The sequence below is a fragment of the Pseudomonas sp. FDAARGOS_380 genome (assembly GCF_002591235.1).
In the GTDB taxonomy this organism is placed as follows: Bacteria; Pseudomonadota; Gammaproteobacteria; order Pseudomonadales; family Pseudomonadaceae; genus Aquipseudomonas; species Aquipseudomonas salmasensis.
Genome location: NZ_CP023969.1, coordinates 28467 through 51775, shown reverse-complemented (window position 1 = coordinate 51775; position 23309 = coordinate 28467). Strand labels below are relative to the sequence as shown.

At 59.7% G+C, this 23309-nt stretch carries 19 protein-coding genes; all 19 read left to right on the top strand.

What is annotated here, in order from left to right; genetic code table 11:
- The first annotated feature begins 3 nt into the window (after positions 1 to 3).
- The 19 genes from uppS to ispD all read left to right on the top strand — a co-directional run bounded on the left by uppS (position 4) and on the right by ispD (position 22837).
- Positions 4 to 759: a polyprenyl diphosphate synthase gene (gene uppS, locus CRN80_RS00260; RefSeq protein WP_003189167.1), complete on the top strand. Its 756-nt coding sequence runs from the start codon at positions 4 to 6 to the stop codon at positions 757 to 759.
- The gene (locus CRN80_RS00255) at positions 760 to 1566 is read left to right on the top strand and encodes a phosphatidate cytidylyltransferase (RefSeq protein ID WP_098949269.1); all 807 of its coding nucleotides are present in this window, start codon (positions 760 to 762) and stop codon (positions 1564 to 1566) included.
- Complete coding sequence (gene ispC, locus CRN80_RS00250) at positions 1563 to 2753, top strand: 1-deoxy-D-xylulose-5-phosphate reductoisomerase (RefSeq protein ID WP_098949268.1); 1191 nt, start codon at positions 1563 to 1565, stop codon at positions 2751 to 2753. Before CRN80_RS00255 ends, ispC begins: the two co-directional genes overlap by 4 nt.
- A 53-nt stretch (positions 2754 to 2806) precedes the next feature.
- The gene (gene rseP / locus CRN80_RS00245) at positions 2807 to 4159 is read left to right on the top strand and encodes a sigma E protease regulator RseP (RefSeq protein ID WP_032893184.1); all 1353 of its coding nucleotides are present in this window, start codon (positions 2807 to 2809) and stop codon (positions 4157 to 4159) included.
- A gap of 74 nt (positions 4160 to 4233) precedes the next feature.
- A complete protein-coding gene (bamA, locus tag CRN80_RS00240) occupies positions 4234 to 6621 on the top strand; it encodes an outer membrane protein assembly factor BamA (RefSeq protein WP_044272528.1) in 2388 nt (795 codons plus the stop codon).
- A gap of 45 nt (positions 6622 to 6666) precedes the next feature.
- Positions 6667 to 7170, top strand: coding sequence for an OmpH family outer membrane protein (locus CRN80_RS00235; RefSeq protein WP_003189173.1), 504 nt, complete (start codon positions 6667 to 6669; stop codon positions 7168 to 7170).
- Between the two features lie 3 nt (positions 7171 to 7173).
- Positions 7174 to 8229 carry a UDP-3-O-(3-hydroxymyristoyl)glucosamine N-acyltransferase gene (lpxD, locus tag CRN80_RS00230; RefSeq protein WP_032893182.1) on the top strand — a complete coding sequence of 352 codons (1056 nt, stop codon included), beginning with the start codon at positions 7174 to 7176 and terminating at the stop codon, positions 8227 to 8229.
- A 111-nt stretch (positions 8230 to 8340) separates the two neighbouring features.
- Entirely contained in the window at positions 8341 to 8781 is a 441-nt protein-coding gene (fabZ, locus tag CRN80_RS00225) for a 3-hydroxyacyl-ACP dehydratase FabZ (RefSeq protein ID WP_003172281.1), read from the top strand.
- A complete protein-coding gene (gene lpxA / locus CRN80_RS00220; protein ID WP_032893181.1) occupies positions 8778 to 9554 on the top strand; it encodes an acyl-ACP--UDP-N-acetylglucosamine O-acyltransferase in 777 nt (258 codons plus the stop codon). The genes fabZ and lpxA overlap by 4 nt, the downstream gene beginning before the upstream one ends.
- A gap of 2 nt (positions 9555 to 9556) precedes the next feature.
- On the top strand, positions 9557 to 10696 hold the full coding sequence (gene lpxB / locus CRN80_RS00215; protein WP_098949267.1) for a lipid-A-disaccharide synthase: 1140 nt from the start codon (positions 9557 to 9559) through the stop codon (positions 10694 to 10696).
- 2 nt (positions 10697 to 10698) lie between these two features.
- Entirely contained in the window at positions 10699 to 11325 is a 627-nt protein-coding gene (gene rnhB, locus CRN80_RS00210) for a ribonuclease HII (RefSeq protein WP_161793220.1), read from the top strand.
- 76 nt (positions 11326 to 11401) lie between these two features.
- Positions 11402 to 14923, top strand: coding sequence for a DNA polymerase III subunit alpha (dnaE, locus tag CRN80_RS00205; protein ID WP_098949266.1), 3522 nt, complete (start codon positions 11402 to 11404; stop codon positions 14921 to 14923).
- A gap of 129 nt (positions 14924 to 15052) precedes the next feature.
- Positions 15053 to 16000: an acetyl-CoA carboxylase carboxyltransferase subunit alpha gene (locus CRN80_RS00200; RefSeq protein WP_003189182.1), complete on the top strand. Its 948-nt coding sequence runs from the start codon at positions 15053 to 15055 to the stop codon at positions 15998 to 16000.
- Between the two features lie 160 nt (positions 16001 to 16160).
- On the top strand, positions 16161 to 17480 hold the full coding sequence (gene tilS / locus CRN80_RS00195) for a tRNA lysidine(34) synthetase TilS (RefSeq protein WP_098949265.1): 1320 nt from the start codon (positions 16161 to 16163) through the stop codon (positions 17478 to 17480).
- Positions 17481 to 17753: 273 nt separating this feature from the next.
- Positions 17754 to 19385: a CTP synthase gene (locus CRN80_RS00190; RefSeq protein ID WP_032893177.1), complete on the top strand. Its 1632-nt coding sequence runs from the start codon at positions 17754 to 17756 to the stop codon at positions 19383 to 19385.
- Between the two features lie 5 nt (positions 19386 to 19390).
- On the top strand, positions 19391 to 20236 hold the full coding sequence (gene kdsA / locus CRN80_RS00185) for a 3-deoxy-8-phosphooctulonate synthase (RefSeq protein ID WP_003189190.1): 846 nt from the start codon (positions 19391 to 19393) through the stop codon (positions 20234 to 20236).
- A gap of 157 nt (positions 20237 to 20393) precedes the next feature.
- A complete protein-coding gene (gene eno, locus CRN80_RS00180) occupies positions 20394 to 21683 on the top strand; it encodes a phosphopyruvate hydratase (RefSeq protein WP_003189193.1) in 1290 nt (429 codons plus the stop codon).
- Between the two features lie 171 nt (positions 21684 to 21854).
- Positions 21855 to 22133 (top strand): cell division protein FtsB, encoded by a 279-nt coding sequence (ftsB, locus tag CRN80_RS00175; protein WP_003189195.1) that lies wholly within the window; start codon positions 21855 to 21857, stop codon positions 22131 to 22133.
- Complete coding sequence (gene ispD / locus CRN80_RS00170; RefSeq protein WP_044272541.1) at positions 22130 to 22837, top strand: 2-C-methyl-D-erythritol 4-phosphate cytidylyltransferase; 708 nt, start codon at positions 22130 to 22132, stop codon at positions 22835 to 22837. The genes ftsB and ispD overlap by 4 nt, the downstream gene beginning before the upstream one ends.
- Positions 22838 to 23309: the final 472 nt, after the last annotated feature.

Genomic DNA, 23309 nt, shown 5'->3' with positions numbered 1-23309 from the left:
TTCATGGAAAAGACCAAGCAGACTGTGCCCTCCGTGGTGCCGCGCCATGTCGCGATCATCATGGATGGGAATAATCGCTGGGCGAAAAAACGCTTTATGCCGGGTGTTGCCGGGCATAAAGCGGGTGTTGACGCGGTAAGGGCGGTGATTGAGGTGTGCGCCGAGGCCAAGGTCGAAGTGCTGACCTTGTTCGCGTTCTCCAGTGAGAACTGGCAGCGGCCCGCCGATGAGGTCAGTGCCTTGATGGACCTGTTCTTCAAGGCTCTGCGTCGTGAGGCCAAGCGCCTCAACGACAACAACATCAGTCTGCGCATCATTGGTGATCGCTCGCGGTTCCATCCGGAACTGCAAACGGCCATGCGCGAAGCTGAGGCCATCACTGCCGGCAGTAACCGTTTTGTGTTGCAGATCGCAGCCAACTACGGCGGCCAGTGGGATATCGCCCAGGCTGCGCAGCGGCTGGCCCGCGAAGTGCAGGCCGGCCATTTGCGCCCGGACGACATCACGCCCGAACTGTTGCAAACCTGCCTGGTGACCGGCGACCTTCCGTTGCCGGACTTGTGTATTCGTACCGGTGGCGAGCATCGCATCAGCAACTTCCTGCTGTGGCAGCTGGCCTACACCGAGCTGTACTTCTCCGACCTGTTCTGGCCGGACTTCAAACACGATGCCATGCGTAATGCGCTGGCCGATTTCGCTTCCCGTCAGCGTCGCTTCGGTAAAACGAGCGAGCAGATCGAAGCTGGAGCCCGGGTTTAAATGCTTAAACAACGAATCATCACGGCGCTGATCCTGCTGCCGATTGCCTTGTGCGGTTTTTTCCTGCTCGACGGTTCCGGCTTTGCGCTGTTCATCGGCCTGGTCGTGACCCTTGGAGCCTGGGAGTGGGCGCGCCTGGCAGGTTTCGTCAACCAATTGCCGCGTGTGGTCTATGCCGCCGTGGTCGCGCTGTTGTTGTTCTTCATGTACATCCTGCCGGATATCGCGCCTTGGGTACTGGGTGCGGCAGTGTTGTGGTGGGCGTTGGCGACATTCCTGGTGCTTACCTATCCGCGCACCAGTGGCCAATGGTCCAGCGTGGCCTGCAAGCTGGTGATTGGCCTGGCGATCCTGTTGCCGGCCTGGCAAGGGCTGGTGGAGATCAAGCGTTACCCGCTGGGCAACGAATTGATCCTGGCGGTGATGGTATTGGTGTGGGGTGCTGATATTGGCGCCTACTTCTCGGGTCGAGCCTTTGGCAAGCGCAAGCTGGCCCCGGCCGTCAGCCCAGGCAAGAGCTGGGAAGGCGTGTACGGCGGCCTGGCCTTGACGCTGCTGATCACGCTGGTGGTCGGTGTGGTGCGCGACTGGTCGGTAAAGGAAGTGCTCCTGGCCTTGCTGGGTACGGCTATCGTCGTGTTCATCTCGGTGGTGGGCGACCTGACCGAAAGCATGTTCAAGCGACAGGCAGGCATCAAGGACAGCAGTAACCTGCTGCCAGGTCATGGCGGTGTGCTTGACCGTATCGACAGCCTTACCGCTGCGCTACCGATCTTTGCCGTGCTGTTGTGGATGATCGCTTCGTGAGCCGCCTGCAGCAGGTTACGGTGCTGGGCGCGACCGGCTCGGTCGGGCTCAGTACCTTGGACGTCATTGCGCGTCACCCCGATCGCTATCAGGTTTTCGCCCTGACCGGCTTCACGCGTTTGCGCGAGCTGCTGGCCTTGTGTGTGCGTCACTCGCCGCGCTTTGCCGTGGTGCCAGAGGCGGCTGCGGCTCGCAGTCTGCAGGACGATCTGCGGGCTGCCGGGCTGGCCACTCAGGTACTGGTCGGCGAGGCAGGGTTGTGCCAGGTCTCGGCCGATGCGGACGTGGATACCGTAGTGGCGGCGATTGTCGGCGCAGCAGGTTTGCGCCCGACCTTGGCGGCGGTCGATGCTGGCAAGAAAATCCTGCTGGCCAATAAAGAAGCCTTGGTCATGTCCGGTGCTCTCTTTATGCAAGCGGTGCGCAAGAGCGGCGCGGTGTTGCTGCCTCTGGACAGCGAGCACAACGCAATCTTCCAATGCATGCCCGGTGATTTTGCCCGCGGCTTGAGCCAGGTCGGCGTGCGCCGGATTCTGCTGACGGCATCGGGTGGTCCATTCCGCCAGACTCCGTCGGCCGAGCTGGAACATGTATCTCCCGATCAGGCATGCGCTCACCCGAACTGGTCCATGGGGCGCAAAATCTCGGTGGATTCGGCGAGCATGATGAACAAGGGCCTGGAGTTGATCGAGGCCTGCTGGTTGTTCGATGCGCGGCCGGACCAGGTTGAGGTGGTGATTCACCCACAAAGTGTGATCCATTCCCTGGTCGATTACGTGGATGGTTCGGTGTTGGCGCAGTTGGGTAACCCGGACATGCGCACACCGATCGCCAACGCCTTGGCGTGGCCGGAGCGGATTGATTCCGGCGTCGCACCGTTGGACTTGTTTGCAATCGCGCGCCTGGACTTCGAAGCCCCGGACGAGCAGCGTTTCCCGTGTTTGCGCCTGGCGCGGCAAGCGGCCGAGGCGGGCAACAGTGCCCCGGCGATGCTTAACGCGGCCAATGAAGTGGCCGTGGCGGCGTTTCTTGAACGGCGCATCCGCTTTCCACAGATCGCGAGTATCATCGAGGACGTCCTGGCGCTTGAGCCTGTGGTGGCGGTAAATGACCTGGAGGCGGTGTTCGAGGCTGACACCAAGGCCCGAACCCTGGCTGGGCAATGGTTGGATCGCAACGCGGGTTAGGCTGCGGGCAGGTTTGAGTCTTCAGGCATTGGATTGAAATGCGGAGAAATTAGATGAGTGCGCTCTACATGATTGTCGGCACCCTGGTTGCTCTGGGTGTGTTGGTGACCTTCCACGAATTCGGCCACTTCTGGGTGGCGCGTCGTTGCGGCGTCAAGGTATTGCGCTTTTCCGTCGGTTTCGGCATGCCGTTGTTGCGCTGGCATGACCGCCGCGGCACTGAGTTTGTCATTGCGGCTATCCCGTTGGGCGGCTACGTGAAAATGCTCGATGAGCGCGAAGGCGAAGTGCCAGCAGACCAGCTGGACCAATCCTTCAATCGCAAGACCGTTCGTCAGCGTATTGCGATTGTAGCGGCGGGGCCGATTGCCAATTTCCTGTTGGCGATGGTGTTCTTCTGGGTCCTGGCCATGCTGGGTAGCCAGCAGGTGCGCCCGGTCATTGGTGCGGTCGAAGCGGACAGCATCGCGGCCAAGGCTGGCCTGACGGCTGGGCAGGAAATTGTATCCATTGATGGCGAACCCACCACGGGTTGGGGCGCGGTCAACTTGCAGTTGGTACGTCGCCTGGGCGAGAGCGGCACCGTCAATGTGGTGGTGCGCGACCAGGATTCCAGCGCCGAAACCCCGCGGGCATTGGCGCTGGACCATTGGCTCAAGGGCGCTGATGAGCCCGATCCGATCAAATCCCTGGGGATCCGCCCTTGGCGTCCGGCCTTGCCGCCGGTGCTGGCCGAGCTCGACCCGAAAGGCCCGGCCCAGGCTGCTGGCCTGAAAACCGGTGATCGCTTGCTGGCCCTTGATGGCCAGGCGCTGGGTGACTGGCAGCAGGTGGTCGACCTGGTGCGTGTGCGCCCAGATACCAAAATTGTGCTGAAAGTTGAGCGCGACGGTGCTCAAATCGACGTCCCTGTGACCTTGTCGGTGCGAAGCGAAGCCAAGGCAGCCGGGGGTTACCTGGGGGCCGGGGTCAAGGGTGTCGAATGGCCGCCATCGATGGTGCGAGAGGTCAGCTACGGGCCTTTGGCCGCGATTGGCGAGGGTGCGAAACGCACCTGGACCATGAGCGTGCTGACCCTCGAATCCCTCAAGAAAATGTTGTTCGGTGAGCTCTCGGTAAAAAACTTGAGTGGACCGATAACCATTGCTAAAGTGGCGGGCGCTTCTGCCCAGTCGGGTGTCGCGGATTTCCTGAATTTCCTGGCTTATCTGAGTATTAGCCTTGGGGTTCTGAATTTGCTGCCCATTCCAGTATTGGATGGGGGGCATCTGCTGTTTTATCTGGTCGAGTGGGTGCGTGGTCGCCCCTTGTCGGATCGGGTGCAGGGTTGGGGGATACAGATCGGTATCAGTTTGGTGGTCGGGGTGATGTTGTTAGCCTTGGTCAACGATCTGGGACGTCTGTAACGCTTCGCTGAATTGCGAATCTGCCGCATTTTGCGGCAGTTTGTTTATTGCCAGTTGGAATAAGAAAGGACTTCATGAAACGTCTGCTGCTAACTGCGGTTCTCACCGTATTGATGATCGCCGAAGTTCACGCCGAGTCCTTCACCATCTCCGATATTCGCGTCAACGGCCTCCAGCGGGTTTCCGCGGGTAGCGTCTTTGGTGCCTTGCCGTTGAACGTCGGGGAACAGGCGGATGATCGTCGCCTGGTGGAATCCACTCGTGCGCTGTTCAAAACCGGGTTCTTTCAAGATATCCAACTGGGTCGCGAAGGCAACGTCCTGGTCATCACGGTCGTCGAGCGACCTTCCGTCGCGAGTATCGCGATCGAAGGTAACAAGGCCATCTCCACTGAAGACCTGATGAAGGGCCTGAAGCAATCGGGCCTTGCCGAGGGCGAGATCTTCCAGCGCGCGACCCTTGAGGGTGTGCGTAACGAGCTGCAACGCCAGTACGTTGCCCAGGGTCGCTACTCCGCGACGGTGGAAACCGAAGTGATCCCCCAGCCTCGTAACCGTGTGGGCCTGAAGGTCAACATCAACGAAGGCACCGTGGCCGCCATCCAGCACATCAACGTCGTGGGCAACACCAAGTTCCCTGATGAAGACCTGGTCGACTTGTTCGAACTCAAGACCACCAACTGGTTGTCGTTCTTCAAGAACGATGACAAGTACGCCCGTGAAAAACTCTCCGGTGACCTGGAACGCCTGCGCTCCTACTACCTGGACCGTGGCTACATCAATATGGACATCGCTTCGACCCAGGTGTCCATCACCCCGGACAAGAAGCACGTCTACATCACCGTCAACGTCAACGAAGGCGAGAAGTACAAGGTTCGTGACGTCAAGCTCAGCGGCGACCTGAAAGTACCTGAAGACCAGGTCAAGTCCCTGCTGCTGGTACAGAAGGACCAGGTGTTCTCGCGTAAGCTGATGACCACCACCTCTGAACTGATCACCCGTCGCCTGGGTAATGAAGGCTATACCTTCGCCAACGTCAACGGCGTGCCGACCCCGAATGATGAAGACCACACTGTGGACATCACTTTCGTCGTCGATCCAGGCAAGCGTGCCTACGTCAACCGCATCAACTTCCGTGGCAACACCAAGTCTGCGGACGAAGTGCTGCGTCGCGAAATGCGTCAGATGGAAGGTGGCTGGGCTTCGACCTACCTGATCGACCAGTCCAAGACCCGTCTTGAGCGCCTGGGCTTCTTCAAGGAAGTCAACGTCGAAACCCCGGCCGTACCGGGTGTGGATGACCAGGTTGACGTGAACTACGCCGTTGAAGAGCAAGCCTCGGGTTCGATCACCGCCAGCGTCGGTTTCGCTCAGAGCGCCGGTTTGATCCTGGGTGGTTCCATCACGCAGAACAACTTCCTGGGTACCGGTAACCGTGTGTCCATCGGCCTGACCCGCAGCGAATACCAGAGCCGATACAACTTCGGCTACACCGACCCCTACTGGACTGCAGACGGTGTGAGCCTGGGCTACAACGCCTTCTACCGCACCACCGACTACAAAGACCTCGATGTTGACGTTGCAAGCTATGCGATCGACAGCCTGGGTGCCGGTGTCAACGTGGGTTACCCGATCAGCGAGACCTCGCGCCTGACCTTTGGCCTCACCGCGCAGCAGGATGAGATCAAGACCGGTGTGTACACCGTGGACGAAATCTTTGACTTCACCCGTCGTGAAGGCGACAAGTTCCTGAACTTCAAGGCGTCTGCCGGCTGGTCCGAGTCGACCCTGAACAAAGGCGTACTGGCCACCCGTGGTCACTCCCAGAGCCTGACTGCGGAAGTCACCACGCCGGGCAGCGACCTGTCGTTCTTCAAGCTCGACTACCGCGGCCAGTTGTTCCAGCCGTTGAGCGATAACTACACCATGCGCCTGCACACAGAGCTGGGCTATGGCGACGGTTATGGTTCGACCAATGGCTTGCCGTTCTATGAAAACTACTATGCTGGTGGCTTCAACTCGGTACGTGGCTTCAAGGACAGTACCCTGGGCCCGCGTGGTACCCCAAGCCGTGGTGTTGGCGTGACGGGTAACCGAGGCACCACTGCTGATTCGGACAACGACCCGCTGCCATTCGGTGGTAACGTGCTGATCCAGGGTGGTGCGGAAATTCTATTCCCGCTGCCATTCGTGAAAGACCAGCGGTCGCTGCGTACGTCGGTCTTCTGGGACGTGGGTAACGTGTTCGACTCCAAGTGCGATCAGATCACCAACCCGAGTGGCGTGAAGTCCAACACCCAGTGCAACGACGTGAGCCTCAGCAACCTGGCGAGCTCCGTGGGCGTGGGTGTGACCTGGGTGACTGCGCTGGGCCCGTTGAGCTTTGCTCTGGCCATGCCGATCAAGAAACCGGATAACGCTGAAACCCAGATTTTCCAATTCTCCCTCGGCCAGACGTTCTAAGCGTCTGACCTAAGATAACGACAACGGATTCTGTAGGAGTACATCGTGCGTAAGTTGACTCAATTGGTCTTGCTGGCCACTGTGCTGGTCACCACCCCGGCCTTCGCCGAAATGAAAATCGCCGTTCTGAACTATCAGATGGCCCTGCTGGAATCTGATGCGGCCAAGCGATATGCCGTGGATGCCGAGAAGAAGTTCGGTCCGCAACTGACCAAGCTCAAGACCCTGGAAAGCAGCGCCAAGGGTATCCAGGACCGCCTGGTGGCCGGTGGCGACAAGATGCAGCAAGGCGAGCGCGAGCGTCTGGAGCTTGAATTCAAGCAAAAGGCCCGTGACTACCAGTTCCAATCCAAGGAGCTGAACGAAGCCAAGGCTGTGGCCGACCGCGAAATGCTCAAGCAGCTCAAGCCTAAATTGGACAGCGCTGTGGAAGAAGTCATCAAGAAAGGTGCCTTTGACCTGGTGTTCGAGCGTGGCGCCGTGATCGACGTCAAGCCTCAATACGACATCACCCGCCAGGTGATCGAGCGCATGAACCAGCTGAAGTAAACCATGACAGCGACTATCAAACTCGGCGAGTTGGCCGAGTTCCTGGGAGCCACCTTGCGTGGCTCCAAGGAGAAAGAAATCACTGGGCTAGCCACCTTGCAGGAGGCTGGCCCAGCTCAGTTGAGCTTCCTCGCAAATCCTCAATACCGTAAATACCTGGTCGACTGCCAGGCCGCAGCCGTGTTGCTGAAGGCCGCTGACGCCGAAGGTTTTATTGGGGATGCGCTGGTGGTGGCCGACCCGTACCTGTCGTACGCCAAGGCGTCGCACCTGTTCGATCCCAAGCCGAAGGCGGCTGGCGGTATTCACCCGTCTGCCGTGATCGCCGATGATGCCCAGGTTGACCCGGCGGCCAGCATCGGCGCGTTTGCCGTGATCGAGAGTGGGGCGCGTATTGGTGCAGGCGTCACCGTGGGTGCCCACTGTTTCATCGGCGCGCGCTGCGTAATTGGTGCTGATGGTTGGCTGGCTCCTCGCGTAACCCTGTACCACGATGTGCGTATCGGTCAGCGAGTGGTCATCCAGTCGGGCGCCGTGATCGGCGGTGAAGGCTTCGGCTTTGCCAACTCCAAAGGTGTCTGGCACAAGATCGCCCAGGTCGGTGGCGTATTGATCGGCGATGATGTGGAGATCGGCGTAAACACCGCTGTGGATCGCGGGGCCCTGGCCGATACCGTGATCGGTAACGGTGTAAAGCTCGATAACCAGATCCAGATCGCCCACAACGTGCAGATTGGCGATCACACCGCCATGGCCGCCTGCGTGGGTATTTCCGGCAGCACCAAGATCGGCAAGCATTGCATGCTCGCCGGTGGCGTAGGGCTGGTGGGCCATATCGATATTTGCGACAACGTCTTCATCACCGGCATGACCATGGTGACCCACTCGATCACAGAGCCAGGGGCCTATTCGTCCGGTACCGCGATGCAACCTGCGGCCGAATGGCGCAAGAGTGCCGCGCGTTTGAGGAAGATCGACGACATGGCACGACGTATCAAACAGCTTGAAAAGCGCGTCGGGGACGTGACCCCTGGCGGCAATGCTTCATCAGAAGGCTGATACCATTTCCATATCAAGTGTGCGCAGCCGCTAGACGGCCTCCTTGATTTGCTAGCGGGGCGTGCGCCTGGTGCGCCCGCCCCCAATCTTTATTACAGGCTTCCCCCCGAAATGATGGACATCAACGAGATTCGCGAATACCTGCCTCACCGTTACCCGTTCCTGCTGGTGGACCGCGTAGTGGACCTCAACGTCGAGGAAAAGCGCATTCGTGCCTACAAGAATGTCAGCATCAACGAACCATTCTTCAACGGTCACTTTCCTGCGCATCCAATCATGCCAGGTGTGTTGATCATCGAAGCCATGGCCCAGGCTGCCGGTATCCTTGGTTTCAAAATGCTCGACCTCAAGCCTGCCGACGGCACGCTTTACTATTTCGTGGGTTCGGACAAGCTGCGTTTTCGCAACCCGGTCACCCCGGGTGACCAGTTGATCCTGGAAGCCAAGTTCATCAGTTGCAAGCGCCAGATCTGGAAGTTCGAATGCCAGGCCTCGGTAGATGGCAAGCCGGTGTGCTCTGCCGAGATCATCTGTGCGGAACGCAAACTATGAGTTTGATTGACCCTCGCGCAATCATCGATCCGTCGGCCGTACTGGCCGCCGACGTTGAGGTCGGCCCTTGGTCGATCGTCGGCGCAGGTGTGGAAATCGGCGAGGGGACTGTCATCGGGCCACACGTGATCCTTAAAGGTCCGACCCGTATTGGCAAACACAATCGTATCTACCAGTTCTCCTCGGTAGGCGAAGACACCCCGGACATGAAGTACAAGGGTGAAGAAACACGCCTGGTCATCGGTGATCACAACATCATTCGTGAAGGCGTCACCATTCACCGTGGCACCGTGCAGGATCGCGCCGAAACCACCTTGGGTGATCACAACCTGGTGATGGCCTATGCGCATATCGGCCATGACAGCGTGATCGGCAACCATTGCATCCTGGTCAACAACACAGCCTTGGCAGGCCATGTGCACGTTGATGACTGGGCGATCCTCTCCGGTTTTACCCTGGTGCATCAGTACTGCCATATCGGCGCCCACAGCTTTTCCGGCATGGGCACCGCCATCGGCAAGGATGTCCCGGCGTTCGTGACGGTATTTGGCAACCCTGCCGAAGCCCGTAGCATGAATTTTGAAGGCATGCGTCGTCGCGGTTTCAGCGAAGAGGCCATCCACGCCCTGCGCCGTGCCTACAAGACGGTTTACCGCCAAGGGTTGACCGTGGAACAGGCCCTGGCCGAGTTGGCCGAACCTGCCACGCAGTTCCCGGAAGTCGCGGTGTTCCGTGACTCTATCCAGACCTCGACTCGCGGCATCACCCGCTGATCATGGCCACTTTGCGTATTGCGCTCGTGGCCGGTGAAGCTTCCGGCGATATCCTGGGTGCTGGCTTGATGCGGGCGCTCAAGGCCCAGCATCCGGCGGTGGAATTTATCGGGGTCGGTGGCCCGTTGATGCAGGCGGAGGGCCTGAGCTCCTACTTCCCCATGGAGCGGCTGTCGGTCATGGGGCTGGTGGAAGTCTTGGGGCGCCTGCGTGAGTTGCTGGCTCGCCGCAAGCTGCTGATCAAGACGCTGATCGAAGAAAAGCCTGACGTCTTTATCGGCATCGATGCCCCGGATTTCACGCTCAATATCGAACTCAAGTTGCGTCAGGCCGGGATCAAGACCGTGCACTACGTCAGCCCATCCGTATGGGCGTGGCGCCAGAAGCGCGTGTTGAAAATCCGCGAAGGCTGCGACCTGATGTTGACGTTGCTGCCATTCGAAGCCCGATTCTACGAAGAGAAGGGCGTGCCGGTGCGGTTTGTCGGCCACACCCTGGCTGACGCTATTCCCTTGCAAGCTGATCGTGCGGCTGCGCGTGCCGAGCTGGGTTTGCCCGATGGCCCCTTGGTTGCGTTGATGCCAGGGAGCCGTGGCGGCGAGGTGGGGCGCTTGGGCGCGTTGTTTTTTGATGCCGCCGAGCTTCTGCAAGCGCAAAAGCCGGGGATCCGCTTTGTACTGCCCTGCGCCAGCCCGCAACGCCGTGTACAGATCGAAACCCTGCTGGAAGGTCGCAATCTGCCGTTGACCCTGCTCGATGGCCAGTCCCACCTGGCCCTGGCCGCCTGCGATGCGGTGTTGATCGCCTCGGGCACTGCCACGCTGGAGGCCCTGCTGTACAAGCGGCCGATGGTCGTGGCCTATCGCCTGGCGCCACTGACCTTCTGGATCCTCAAGCGCATGGTCAAGAGCCCTTACATTTCCTTGCCCAACCTGCTGGCCCAGCGCCTGCTGGTGCCGGAGTTGTTGCAGGACGATGCAACGCCCGAAGCGCTTGCAAAAACCCTACTACCCTTGATCGATGGCGGCGAAGAGCAGACCCGTGGTTTCGACGACATTCACCGCACGTTGCGCCGTGATGCCTCTAACCAGGCGGCCGACGCCGTGCTGACCTTGATCGGCCATAAACAGGAAGCCTTATGACCATGCAAATGGGCCTGGATTTCAGCCTCGTTGCCCAAGCCCACGAACTGGTGGCGGGTGTTGACGAAGTCGGGCGCGGCCCGCTGTGTGGCGCGGTGGTCACGGCGGCGGTGATCCTTGATCCGAACCGCCCGATCCTGGGGCTCAACGATTCGAAGAAGCTCACCGAAGCCCGTCGCGAAAAGCTCTATGACGAGATCTGTGAAAAAGCCCTGAGCTGGCATATCGCCCGGGCTGAAGTCGAAGAGATCGACGAGCTGAATATCCTGCACGCCACCATGCTGGCGATGCAGCGCGCTGTGGAAGGGCTGCACATCACCCCGAAAATGGCGATGATCGACGGCAACCGCTGCCCCAAGCTGACGATGCCGTCCGAAGCGGTGGTCAAGGGCGATAGCAAGGTTCCCGCCATTGCCGCCGCCTCGATCCTGGCCAAGGTCAGCCGCGACCGTGAAATGGCCGCGTTCGAATTGATCTACCCCGGCTACGGGATTGGCGGGCATAAAGGCTACCCGACGCCCGTTCATCTGGAAGCCCTGGCTCGGCTCGGCCCCACCCCGATCCATCGCCGCTCGTTTGCCCCGGTACGCCAGGCTTATGAGGCCCGTGAAAGTCTGATCGAGGTTTAGCAGCAAGGCTGATGTTTTTACCCAGGCCCGGTACAATCCGGGCCTTGTTGTTTTCATGTATCAAGACAGGATCACTATGCCGGCTTCATTCGTTCATCTACGCCTGCACACTGAGTACTCCCTGGTCGACGGCCTGGTACGGATCAAACCGCTGGTCAAAACCCTGGTGGGCATGAACATGCCTGCGGTCGCGGTTACCGACCAGAACAACATGTGTTCCCTGGTCAAGTTCTACAAGAACGCCATGGGCGCCGGCATCAAGCCGATCTGCGGTGCCGACCTGTGGCTGTCCAACAAAGACCCGGATAACCCCCTGAGCCGCATCAGCCTGCTGGCGATGAACGGCGTGGGTTATCGCAACCTCACCGAACTGATTTCCCGTGGTTTTATCGACGGCCAGCGCAACGGCTCGATCATCATCGAGCGCGAGTGGGTGGCCGAAGCCAGCGAGGGCCTGATCATGCTCTCGGCGGCCAAAGAGGGTGAAATCGGTATCGCGCTGCTGGGCGGCAACCCCCAGGAAGCCGAGGTGCTGGCGCGCGAGTGGATGCAGGTATTCCCGGGCCGTTTCTACCTGGAAGTGCAGCGCACCAACCGCCCCAACGATGAAGAGCATTTGCACGCTGCTGTAGCCCTGGCCGACAAGCTGGGTGCGCCCCTGGTGGCGACCAACGATGTGCGCTTTATCAAGAAAGAAGATTTCGAAGCCCACGAAACCCGTGTGTGCATCGGCGAAGGCCGGGCCCTGGATGACCCGCGCCGTTCGAAGAACTACAGCGAAGAGCAGTACCTCAAAAGCGCCGATGAAATGGCGGAGCTGTTCAGCGATTTGCCCGAGGCCCTTGAGAACTCCGTCGAGATCGCCAAGCGCTGCAACATTGAAGTAAAGCTGGGCAAGCACTTCCTGCCCAACTTCCCGATTCCCGATGGCATGACCATCGACGAATATTTTCGCAAAGTGTCGTTCGATGGCCTGGAAGAACGCCTCAGCGTCCTGCTGCCCAAGGACACCACTGAGGACTACGAAGCCAAGCGCCAGGTGTATGTCGATCGGTTGAATTTCGAGCTGGATATCATTATCCAGATGGGGTTCCCCGGCTACTTCCTGATCGTAATGGACTTTATCCAGTGGGCCAAAAGCAACGGCGTACCGGTAGGTCCGGGCCGGGGGTCAGGTGCTGGCTCGCTGGTGGCCTATGTACAGAAGATCACCGACCTTGACCCGCTGGAATATGACCTGCTGTTCGAACGGTTCCTGAACCCGGAACGGGTTTCCATGCCCGACTTCGACGTCGACTTCTGCATGGATGGCCGTGACCGCGTGATTGAGTACGTGGCCGAGAAATATGGCCGCAACGCGGTAAGCCAGATCATCACCTTCGGTTCCATGGCCGCCAAAGCGGTAATCCGCGACGTGGCGCGGGTGCAGGGCAAGTCCTACGGTTTGGCGGATCGCCTGTCGAAGATGATCCCGTTCGAAGTCGGCATGACCCTGGAAAAAGCCTACGAGCAGGAAGAAATCCTGCGCGACTTCATCAAGGTCGATGAAGAAGCCGCCGAAATCTGGGACATGGCGCGCAAGCTCGAAGGCGTGGTGCGTAACGTCGGTAAGCACGCCGGTGGTGTGGTTATCGCGCCGACCAAGCTCACCGACTTTTCGCCGATCTATTGCGATGAAGAAGGCGACGGCCTGGTCACCCAGTTCGACAAGGACGACGTGGAGGCGGCCGGCCTGGTGAAGTTCGACTTCCTCGGCCTGCGGACCCTGACGATCATCGACTGGGCGCTCAAGACCATCAACCGCGACCGTGCCAAGGTCGGTGAAGAACCGCTGGATATCGCGTTTATCCCGCTGGACGACAAACCGACCTACAGCCTGCTGCAAAAAGCCGAAACCACCGCGGTGTTCCAGCTTGAATCCCGCGGCATGAAAGAGCTGATCAAAAAGCTCAAGCCCGACTGCCTGGAAGACTTGATCGCACTGGTGGCCCTGTTCCGTCCGGGCCCGCTGCAATCGGGCATGGTGGATGACTTCATCAACCGTAAACACGGCCGCGCCGAGCTGGCTTATCCGCACTCCGACTACCAGTATGAGGGTCTCAAGCCCGTACTGGCGCCGACCTACGGCATCATCCTGTACCAGGAACAGGTGATGCAGATCGCCCAGGTGATGGCCGGCTACACCCTCGGCGGTGCGGACATGCTGCGTCGCGCCATGGGTAAGAAAAAGCCCGAGGAAATGGCCAAGCAGCGCGGCGGTTTCATTGAGGGCTGCGCGACTAACAACATCGATGCCGACCTGGCCGGTAACATCTTCGACCTGGTAGAAAAATTCGCCGGTTATGGCTTCAACAAATCCCACTCCGCTGCCTACGGCCTGGTGTCGTACCAGACCGCCTGGCTGAAAGCCCACTACCCGGCGCCGTTCATGGCGGCGGTACTCTCGGCGGATATGCACAACACCGACAAGGTCGTGACCTTGATCGAGGAAGTGCGCACCATGAAGCTGCGCCTCGACGCGCCGGACGTGAACGCTTCGGAGTTCAAGTTCACGGTGAACGACGAAGGCCGCATCATCTATGGCCTCGGCGCGATCAAGGGCGTGGGCGAAGGCCCGGTGGAGGCCATTACCGAAGCGCGTCAGGATGGGCCGTTCAAAGACCTGTTCGATTTCTGCGCGCGGGTGGACCTCAAGCGCATCAACAAGCGTACCCTCGATGGCCTGATCCGCAGCGGCGCACTTGACCGTCTTGGCCCGTACTTCCATGATGAGCCGAAGGCTTACCAGGCCAATATCGACCGCAACCGCGCGGTGCTGCTGACCGCCATGGAAGAGGCGATCAAGGCTGCCGAACAGACTGCCCGTACCCATGACAGCGGCCACGCCGACCTGTTTGGGGGGCTGTTCGTCGAAGAGGATGCGGATGTCTATGCCAACCACCGCAAGGCCAAGGAACTGACCCTCAAGGAACGTCTGAAAGGTGAGAAAGACACCTTGGGCCTCTACCTCACCGGCCACCCGATTGACGAGTACGAAGGCGAAATCCGCCGTTTCGCCCGTCAGCGCATCATCGACCTGAAACCGGCGCGGGATACCCAGACCGTCGCCGGCATGATCATCGCCCTGCGGGTGATGAAAAATAAGAAGGGCGACAAGATGGGCTTCATCACCCTCGATGACCGCTCGGGCCGCATCGAAGCGTCATTGTTTGCCGACGCGTTCCACTCCGCCCAGTCGCTGCTGCAAACCGACGCCATGGTGGTGGTGGAAGGGGAGGTCAGCAATGATGACTTCTCCGGTGGTCTGCGCCTGCGCATCAAACGGGTGATGAGCATGGAAGATGCCCGCACCAACCTGGCCGAGAGCCTGCGCCTGAAGGTCAAGACCGAAGCGCTTAAAGGTGATCAGCTACGCTGGTTGGGTGACCTGCTCAAACGCCACCGTGGCGCGTGCCCGGTGACCATGGAGTACACGGGCAGCGATGCCAAGGCCATGTTGCAGTTTGGTGAGACGTGGCGAATTGATCCCGCTGATAGCTTGATTCAAGCTTTGCGTGACCAGTTCGGGCGAGACAACGTCTTCCTCCAATACCGTTGACGGTCAGATGAGTCTGATCTCGACTAAACATTTAATCTCGACCTAAACGCGCCTCTCCCTTAAGGTAGGGCGCGAATAGACAACCGGCTGGCCAGGCACCCCTTGGCCGTCGACCCAAGACGGACGCTTATGAACCCGAATTTTCTTGATTTCGAACAGCCGATCGCTGACCTGCAAGCCAAGATCGAAGAGCTGCGCCTGGTCGGCAATGACAATTCGCTGAATATCGGCGATGAGATCGCTCGCCTGCAAGACAAGAGCAGCACGCTCACCGAAGACATCTTCGGCAAGCTGACCAGCTGGCAGATCGCGCGCCTGGCTCGCCACCCGCGCCGTCCCTACACCCTGGACTACATCGAGCACATCTTCACCGAGTTCGACGAGTTGCACGGCGACCGTCACTTCTCCGACGACGCGGCCATCGTGGGCGGCATCGCTCGCCTGGACGACCAGCCGGTGATGGTGATCGGTCACCAGAAAGGCCGTGAAGTGCGCGAGAAAGTACGCCGCAACTTCGGCATGCCGCGTCCGGAAGGCTACCGCAAGGCGTGCCGCCTGATGGAAATGGCCGAGCGTTTCAAGATGCCGATCCTGACCTTCATCGACACGCCGGGTGCCTACCCAGGTATCGACGCCGAAGAGCGCAACCAGAGCGAAGCGATTGCCTGGAACCTGCGCGTCATGGCCCGCCTGAAAACCCCGATCATCGCCACCGTGATCGGTGAGGGTGGTTCCGGCGGTGCGCTGGCTATTGGTGTCTGCGACCAGTTGAACATGTTGCAATATTCCACCTACGCGGTGATCTCGCCGGAAGGTTGCGCCTCGATCCTGTGGAAGACCGCCGAAAAGGCGCCGGACGCTGCTGAAGCCATGGGCATCACCGCCGATCGCCTCAAAGGCCTGGGTATCGTCGACAAGGTCATCGCCGAGCCACTGGGCGGCGCCCACCGTGACCCGGCTGCCGCTGCTGCGACTATCCGTGCCGAGTTGGGTTCGCAACTGGCGATGCTCAAGAAGCTGGATAACGAAGCGCTGCTGGCTCGTCGTTATGAGCGCCTGATGAGCTACGGTCTCTAAGAGCGACGTAGTACCCAAATGTGGGAGCTGGCTTGCCTGCGATAGCATCACCTTGGTATCACTGATACACCGAGGTGTCTGCATCGCGGGCAAGCCCGGCTCCCACATTTGCTTTGTGTATGCTGACGAACGTATTCCAGTTTTGCGGCGGTGACGTGTGATGAAACCAACCCTGCCGGCCACACTCCTGCACACCCTGGCCAATTGGCGCAACGCGCCGGCCTGGCACATTGCATTCTCCGGCGGTCTCGACTCCACCGTCCTGCTGCACCTCCTGGCCTCGCTGGCCAAATTTGAAAATCTGCCTCCTCTCAGCGCCGTCCATGTCCACCATGGTCTGCAAGCTGCTGCCGATGCGTGGCCTGCTCATTGCCAAACGGTCTGCGACAGCCTGGGCGTGCCCCTGCGGACCATGCACGTGCAGGTGCAGCCTGGCGCCAGTCTTGAACGTGCGGCCCGCGATGCGCGCTACCAAGCATTCATGCAGATCATGGGGGCAGGGGAGGTGCTTTTCACCGGCCAACACCGCGACGATCAAGCCGAAACCCTGCTGTTTCGCCTGCTGCGTGGTGCCGGCGTGCGAGGGTTGGCAGCTATGCCTGAGCATCGCCCCTTAGCGCAGGGCCACTTGGTACGGCCGTTACTGGCGTTCTCCCGTAGCGAACTGGAAGCCTACGCCCATCAGCATCAGTTGCAGTGGATCGAAGATCCCTCCAATGCTGATCCCCGGTTTTCCCGCAATTACCTGCGTCACCGCGTATTCCCAACCCTGACGGAACGCTGGCCCCAGGCGATCTCCAGCCTGGCTCGCACGGCTGAACATATGTCTGAGGCTCAAGGGCTGCTCGACGAATTGGCGCTGATGGACCTGCAGCGCGCCGATCAGCCTTCTGCGTTTCCCTGGTTGCCTCTGCCGTCTCTGGCGCTTGAACCATTGCGTGAACTATCCGATGCCCGCCAGCGTAACGCCCTGCGGCATTGGCTGATGCCACTGACCCGTTTACCCGACAGCGACCACTGGGCTGGTTGGCATGCCCTGCGCGATGCCAAGGGGGACGCACAGCCTCTGTGGCGTCTGGCCAACGGTCAAATGCAGCGTAGCGGTGAACGCATCTGGTGGTTGCCCTCAGCATGGTCGGAGTTTTCCGACGCATCGGTGAGCTGGCCCGATGCGCAAAATCCACTAGAGTTAACGGGCAATGGCCAACTGAAGTTTATCGGCAAGACTCCCGAAGGCCCGCTGCAGGTTCGTTATCGCCAAGGTGGCGAAATCATCGACGTACCGGGCCGAGGCCGGCGTGATCTCAAGCGTCTGCTGAATGAAAGCGGCATACCGGGCTTCGTCCGTGGCAGATTGCCGCTGGTCTATCGGGGCGAGCAATTGCTGGCTGTGCCAGGCGTTGCGGGGGCATGGGCCCGGTCGATGGGTGAGGTGCAATTGGATTGGTTGCCACAGACCTGCGATCAAGGTTTGAGCTGATAGCGCCTTTCCGGTAGACTACGCTCCCTTCTTGATACAACTTCTGTGGATTCGCCTGAATCGCAGTCGTTGCCGATTACCAAGCAGTCTTTGCTGGGCGATTCCAAAAAATGTGTAGCGATCAACGTACCGGTGTTTCATTGCTGGTCTGTCACAACGCGGCGGTTTTTTTGAAAGGTGCACTGTGATTAATGCAGGTGATCGGGGGCTTCGGCCTTCCTTCGCTTTCCCCGGCGGCTCGGACCGCTTTAACGCAGACTTCTAGGGTTTTTCATGACGCGCTACATATTCGTCACGGGCGGTGTTGTTTCTTCATTGGGGAAAGGCATTGCCTCCGCTTCATTGGCGGCCATCCTGGAGGCGCGGGGACTTAAGGTCACCATGCTCAAGCTGGACCCGTACATCAACGTTGACCCGGGCACCATGAGCCCGTTCCAGCACGGTGAAGTGTTCGTCACCCACGACGGCGCCGAGACCGACCTGGACCTGGGCCACTACGAGCGGTTCATCCGCACGACCATGACCCAGAACAACAACTTCACCACCGGCCGTGTCTACGAGCACGTGCTGCGCAAAGAGCGCCGTGGTGACTACCTGGGTGCAACCATCCAGGTGATCCCGCACATCACCGACGAAATCAAGCGCCGCATCATCAAGGGTGCAGGCGATGCCGACGTGGCGATGGTCGAGATCGGTGGCACCGTGGGTGACATCGAGTCCCAACCGTTCCTCGAGGCCATCCGCCAGTTGCGTTTCGAAGTCGGCGCCAAGCGCGCGATGCTGATGCACCTGACACTGGTGCCCTACATCGCCACTGCCGGCGAAACCAAAACCAAGCCTACCCAGCACTCGGTCAAGGAACTGCGTTCCATCGGCCTGCAGCCGGATGTGCTGGTATGCCGCTCCGATCACCCGATCGACATTTCCTCGCGCCGCAAGATCGCGCAGTTCACCAACGTTGAAGAGCGTGCGGTAATTGCCCTGGAAGACGCCGACACCATCTACAAGATCCCGGGCATCCTGCATTCGCAGGGGCTGGATGATTTTGTGGTCGAGCGTTTCGGCCTGCAGTGCGGCGGTGCCGACCTGTCCGAGTGGGAAGCGGTTGTCGACGCCAAGCTCAACCCGGAGCATGAAGTCACCATCGCCATGGTCGGTAAGTACATGGAGCTGCTGGACGCCTACAAGTCGCTGATCGAAGCCATGAGCCACGCCGGTATCAGCAACCGTACCAAGGTCAACCTGCGCTACATCGACTCCGAAGACATCGAGAACCAGGGCACCGCGCTGCTCGAAGGTGTCGACGCGATCCTCGTTCCCGGCGGTTTCGGCCTGCGTGGCGTGGAAGGCAAGATCACTGCCGTGCAGTACGCCCGTGAAAACAAGGTGCCGTACCTGGGTATCTGCCTGGGCATGCAAGTGGCCGTTATCGAGTTCGCCCGTAACGTGCTGGGCTGGAAAGACGCCAACTCTACCGAGTTCGATCACAGCAGCGGCCATCCAGTCGTGGGCCTGATCACCGAGTGGGAAGACGCCACTGGCGCCGTTGAAACCCGTACCGAAAGCTCCGACCTGGGTGGCACTATGCGCCTTGGCGCACAAAACTGCTTGCTGGAGCCGGGTTCGCTGGTTCATGACTGCTACGGCAAGGACGTGATCGTCGAGCGCCACCGTCACCGTTATGAAGTGAACAACAACCTGCTGCCGCAGATCAAGGAAGCCGGCCTGAAGATTTCCGGTCGCTCCGATGATGGCAAGCTGGTTGAAGTGGTCGAGGCACCGGATCATCCGTGGTTCGTGGCCTGCCAGTTCCACCCGGAGTTCACCTCGACGCCGCGCGACGGTCACCCGTTGTTCAGTGGTTTCGTCAAAGCAGCACTGACGCAACACCAGAAGAAGGCGTAAATCAGATGGCCCAGAAGATCATTCGCGTAGGCGACATCGAGATTGCCAACGACAAGCCCATGGTGCTGTTTGGCGGCATGAACGTGCTGGAAAGCCGCGACATGGCGATGCAGGTATGTGAGGAGTACGTGCGGGTCACCCAGAAACTGGGTATCCCTTATGTCTTCAAGGCCAGCTTCGACAAGGCCAACCGTTCGTCCGTGACCTCCTATCGCGGCCCGGGCCTTGAAGAAGGCATGCGGATCTTCCAGGACATCAAGCAAGCCTTCGGCGTGCCGATCATCACCGACGTCCACGAGCCTGAGCAGGCTGCCGTGGTCGCCGAGGTGTGCGACATCATCCAGTTGCCGGCCTTTCTGTCGCGCCAGACCGACCTCGTGGTCGCCATGGCCAAGACCGGCGCTGTGATCAATATCAAGAAAGCCCAGTTCCTCGCCCCCCAGGAGATGAAACACATCCTGAGCAAGTGCGTGGAAGCGGGTAACGACCAGTTGATCCTCTGCGAGCGGGGTTCGAGCTTCGGCTACAACAACCTCGTGGTGGACATGCTCGGTTTCGGCATCATGAAACAGTTCGAATACCCCGTGTTCTTCGACGTGACCCACGCGCTGCAAATGCCCGGTGGTCGTTCGGACTCCGCTGGCGGGCGACGTGCCCAGGTGACAGACCTGGCCAAGGCGGGCATGAGCCAGTCGCTGGCGGGCCTGTTCCTTGAAGCTCACCCAGACCCGGACAACGCCAAATGTGATGGCCCATGCGCCCTGCGCCTGGACAAGCTGGAGCCATTCCTGGCCCAGCTCAAGCAGTTGGACGAGCTGGTCAAGAGTTTTCCGACGGTAGAGACCGCGTAACTGGCATTTCTCCGGTAGAATTTCCCACGCTTTACGCTCAGGCCCCCGGGCCTGAGCCTTGTCGTCTGCAAGCCTGCCCCGTTGTTCCACCCTTGCGGTCGGTCAAAAGATTTCCTTCAGCTGCGTCGTTTTCGTCAACTTTGGAGTGTTTACAACAATGGCAAAAATCGTCGACATCAAAGGTCGTGAAGTTCTCGACTCCCGTGGCAACCCCACCGTCGAAGCCGACGTGCTTCTCGATAACGGCATCATCGGCAGCGCCTGCGCGCCGTCCGGTGCTTCCACCGGTTCGCGCGAAGCGCTGGAACTGCGTGATGGCGACAAGAGCCGTTACCTGGGCAAGGGTGTACTCAAGGCTGTAGCCAACATCAACGGTCCGATTCGTGACCTGTTGCTGGGCAAGGACCCGCTGGACCAGAAAGCCCTGGACCACGCGATGATCAAGCTCGACGGCACTGAAAACAAAGGCAGCCTCGGCGCCAATGCCATCCTCGCTGTGTCCCTGGCAGCCGCCAAGGCGGCTGCGCAGGACCAGGACCTGCCGTTGTACGCACACATTGCCAACCTGAACGGCACCCCTGGCGTCTACTCGATGCCGGTGCCGATGATGAACATCATCAACGGTGGCGAGCACGCGGATAACAACGTCGACATCCAGGAATTCATGGTGCAGCCGGTTGGCGCCAAGTCCTTCTCCGAAGGCCTGCGCATGGGCACCGAGATTTTCCATCACCTCAAGGCTGTACTGAAGGCCCGTGGCCTGAGCACTGCCGTGGGTGACGAAGGTGGTTTCGCGCCGAACCTGGCCTCCAACGAAGATGCACTCAAAGTCATCTCCGAAGCCGTCGCCAACGCTGGCTACAAGCTGGGCACCGACGTGACCCTGGCCCTGGACTGCGCCGCCAGCGAATTCTATGAAGACGGCAAGTACAACCTGTCCGGCGAAGGCCAGGTGTTCAACTCCGAAGGTTTTGCTGAATACCTCAAGGGCCTGACCCAGCGCTACCCGATCATCTCGATCGAAGACGGCCTGGACGAGTCCGACTGGGATGGCTGGAAAATCCTCACCGACAAGATCGGCGAGAAAATCCAGCTGGTGGGCGACGACTTGTTCGTAACCAACACCAAGATCCTGAAAGAAGGCATCGACAAGAAGATCGCCAACTCGATCCTGATCAAGTTCAACCAGATCGGCACCCTGACCGAAACCCTGGAAGCCATCCAGATGGCCAAGGCTGCGGGCTACACTGCCGTGATCTCCCATCGCTCCGGTGAAACCGAAGATTCCACCATTGCCGACCTGGCCGTGGGTACTTCGGCGGGCCAGATCAAGACCGGTTCCCTGTGCCGTTCCGATCGCGTGTCCAAGTACAACCAATTGCTGCGCATCGAAGAGCAATTGGCAGGTAAAGCCAAGTACAACGGTCGCGGCGAGTTTCGCGGCTAAGCAGTAAATGGTAAAAAGTCGGCGGATTACGTCAGAAATCTCACGAAAGTGTGAATTTCGGCGCTAATCTGCTGACTGACAAGCGCAAGCCTGGTTTTACCAGGCTTTGTGCTATCAGTTGCTGCAAAAGGTTTGCATGACTGTCTTTTTTCACTGGATATCCGGATTTCGATGCGCAGTCCCAATTGGTTGTTCCTCGTCTTGCTCTTGTTGCTGGCTGGCCTGCAGTACCGCCTATGGGTCGGTAATGGCAGCTTTGCGCAGGTAGAAGAGTTGACCCAGCAAATTGCCGACCAGCGTGCCGAAAACGAACGCCTGCTGGAGCGCAACCGTGTCCTCGACGCTGAAGTGCTTGAGCTGAAAAAAGGCACGGAGACCGTTGAAGAGCGGGCTCGTCATGAGTTGGGCATGGTCAAGGAGGGCGAAACCCTCTACCAGTTGGCCCAATGAGCCACGATTTACCGGCCTTCTGGGCCGTGATTCCTGCCGCGGGCGTCGGTGCCCGTATGGCCGCGGACCGTCCCAAGCAGTACCTGCAACTGGGCGGGCGCACTATTCTCGAACACAGCCTCGGCTGTTTTCTCGACCATCCCTCCCTCAAGGGCCTGGTGGTCAGTCTTGCAGTTGATGATCCTTATTGGCCCAGCTTGGCATGCGCCAACGACCCGCGTATCCAGCGTGCCGACGGAGGCTCGGAACGTTCCGGCTCGGTGCTCAATGCGCTGCTGCAACTCAATGCCCTGGGCGCCAGTGATGAAGACTGGGTCTTGGTGCATGACGCTGCGCGGCCTAACCTGAGCCGTGATGATCTCGACAAGCTCCTGGCGGAACTGGCCGATGATCCGGTAGGCGGCCTGCTGGCAGTGCCGGCGCGCGACACCCTCAAACGTGTCGACAAACATGGCCGTGTGGTGGACACCATTGATCGCAGCCTGATCTGGCAGGCTTACACGCCGCAGATGTTCCGCCTGGGCGCCTTGCATCGCGCCTTGGCCGACAGCCTGGTGGCCGATGCGCTGATCACCGATGAAGCCTCGGCCATGGAATGGTCCGGGCAGGCGCCGCGCCTGGTTGAAGGGCGTTCGGACAATATCAAGGTGACTCGGCCGGAAGATCTGGAGTGGTTGAAGTTGCGTTGGGCAAACCGGCGGTAACTTGTCAGACCGAGTTGGCCTCATCGCAGTATAGATATCGACACAACTTAGAGTCGACGCTGTACCTGTGGCGAGGGAGCTTGCTCTGGTGACGACCTGACAGCCGACGCTTATCTACCTGACACCCCACGATCCAACTGTGGGAGCTGGCTTGCCTGCGATGACGGCCTCCCAGCCGACACCTATCTACCTGACACCCCAATGATCCCACTGTGGGAGCGGGCTTGCTCGCGAAGGCGGCCTGGCAGTTAACACAGTTGGATTGTGTACATATCCATTGCTGCGGTAACGGCTACTTAGGGTTCCGCTCTGACAGCGGGTCACTTTTGGAAGGACCCAAAAGTAACCAAAAGGTCCTCGCCCCACCACTCGGCACCTCGCCTAGGCTCGGTGTGCCCGAACACAGGCTTGAATCCGTGGGCCGCCGCCACGCGCCATCCATGGCGCGGGGCGGCTAACCCGGCGTCCTGCC

Excerpts from the sequence above, each read along its gene's own strand:
- kdsA (WP_003189190.1), top strand. The coding sequence starts at position 19,391 with ATGGCCCAGAAGATCATTCGCGTAGGCGACATCGAGATTGCCAACGAC.
- lpxD (WP_032893182.1), top strand. The coding sequence starts at position 7,174 with ATGACAGCGACTATCAAACTCGGCGAGTTGGCCGAGTTCCTGGGAGCC.
- lpxA (WP_032893181.1), top strand. The coding sequence starts at position 8,778 with ATGAGTTTGATTGACCCTCGCGCAATCATCGATCCGTCGGCCGTACTG.
- CRN80_RS00255 (WP_098949269.1), top strand. The coding sequence starts at position 760 with ATGCTTAAACAACGAATCATCACGGCGCTGATCCTGCTGCCGATTGCC.
- bamA (WP_044272528.1), top strand. The coding sequence starts at position 4,234 with ATGAAACGTCTGCTGCTAACTGCGGTTCTCACCGTATTGATGATCGCC.
- fabZ (WP_003172281.1), top strand. The coding sequence starts at position 8,341 with ATGATGGACATCAACGAGATTCGCGAATACCTGCCTCACCGTTACCCG.
- dnaE (WP_098949266.1), top strand. The coding sequence starts at position 11,402 with ATGCCGGCTTCATTCGTTCATCTACGCCTGCACACTGAGTACTCCCTG.
- rseP (WP_032893184.1), top strand. The coding sequence starts at position 2,807 with ATGAGTGCGCTCTACATGATTGTCGGCACCCTGGTTGCTCTGGGTGTG.
- uppS (WP_003189167.1), top strand. The coding sequence starts at position 4 with ATGGAAAAGACCAAGCAGACTGTGCCCTCCGTGGTGCCGCGCCATGTC.
- CRN80_RS00200 (WP_003189182.1), top strand. The coding sequence starts at position 15,053 with ATGAACCCGAATTTTCTTGATTTCGAACAGCCGATCGCTGACCTGCAA.
- lpxB (WP_098949267.1), top strand. The coding sequence starts at position 9,557 with ATGGCCACTTTGCGTATTGCGCTCGTGGCCGGTGAAGCTTCCGGCGAT.
- tilS (WP_098949265.1), top strand. The coding sequence starts at position 16,161 with ATGAAACCAACCCTGCCGGCCACACTCCTGCACACCCTGGCCAATTGG.
- ftsB (WP_003189195.1), top strand. The coding sequence starts at position 21,855 with ATGCGCAGTCCCAATTGGTTGTTCCTCGTCTTGCTCTTGTTGCTGGCT.
- CRN80_RS00190 (WP_032893177.1), top strand. The coding sequence starts at position 17,754 with ATGACGCGCTACATATTCGTCACGGGCGGTGTTGTTTCTTCATTGGGG.
- eno (WP_003189193.1), top strand. The coding sequence starts at position 20,394 with ATGGCAAAAATCGTCGACATCAAAGGTCGTGAAGTTCTCGACTCCCGT.
- ispD (WP_044272541.1), top strand. The coding sequence starts at position 22,130 with ATGAGCCACGATTTACCGGCCTTCTGGGCCGTGATTCCTGCCGCGGGC.
- rnhB (WP_161793220.1), top strand. The coding sequence starts at position 10,699 with ATGCAAATGGGCCTGGATTTCAGCCTCGTTGCCCAAGCCCACGAACTG.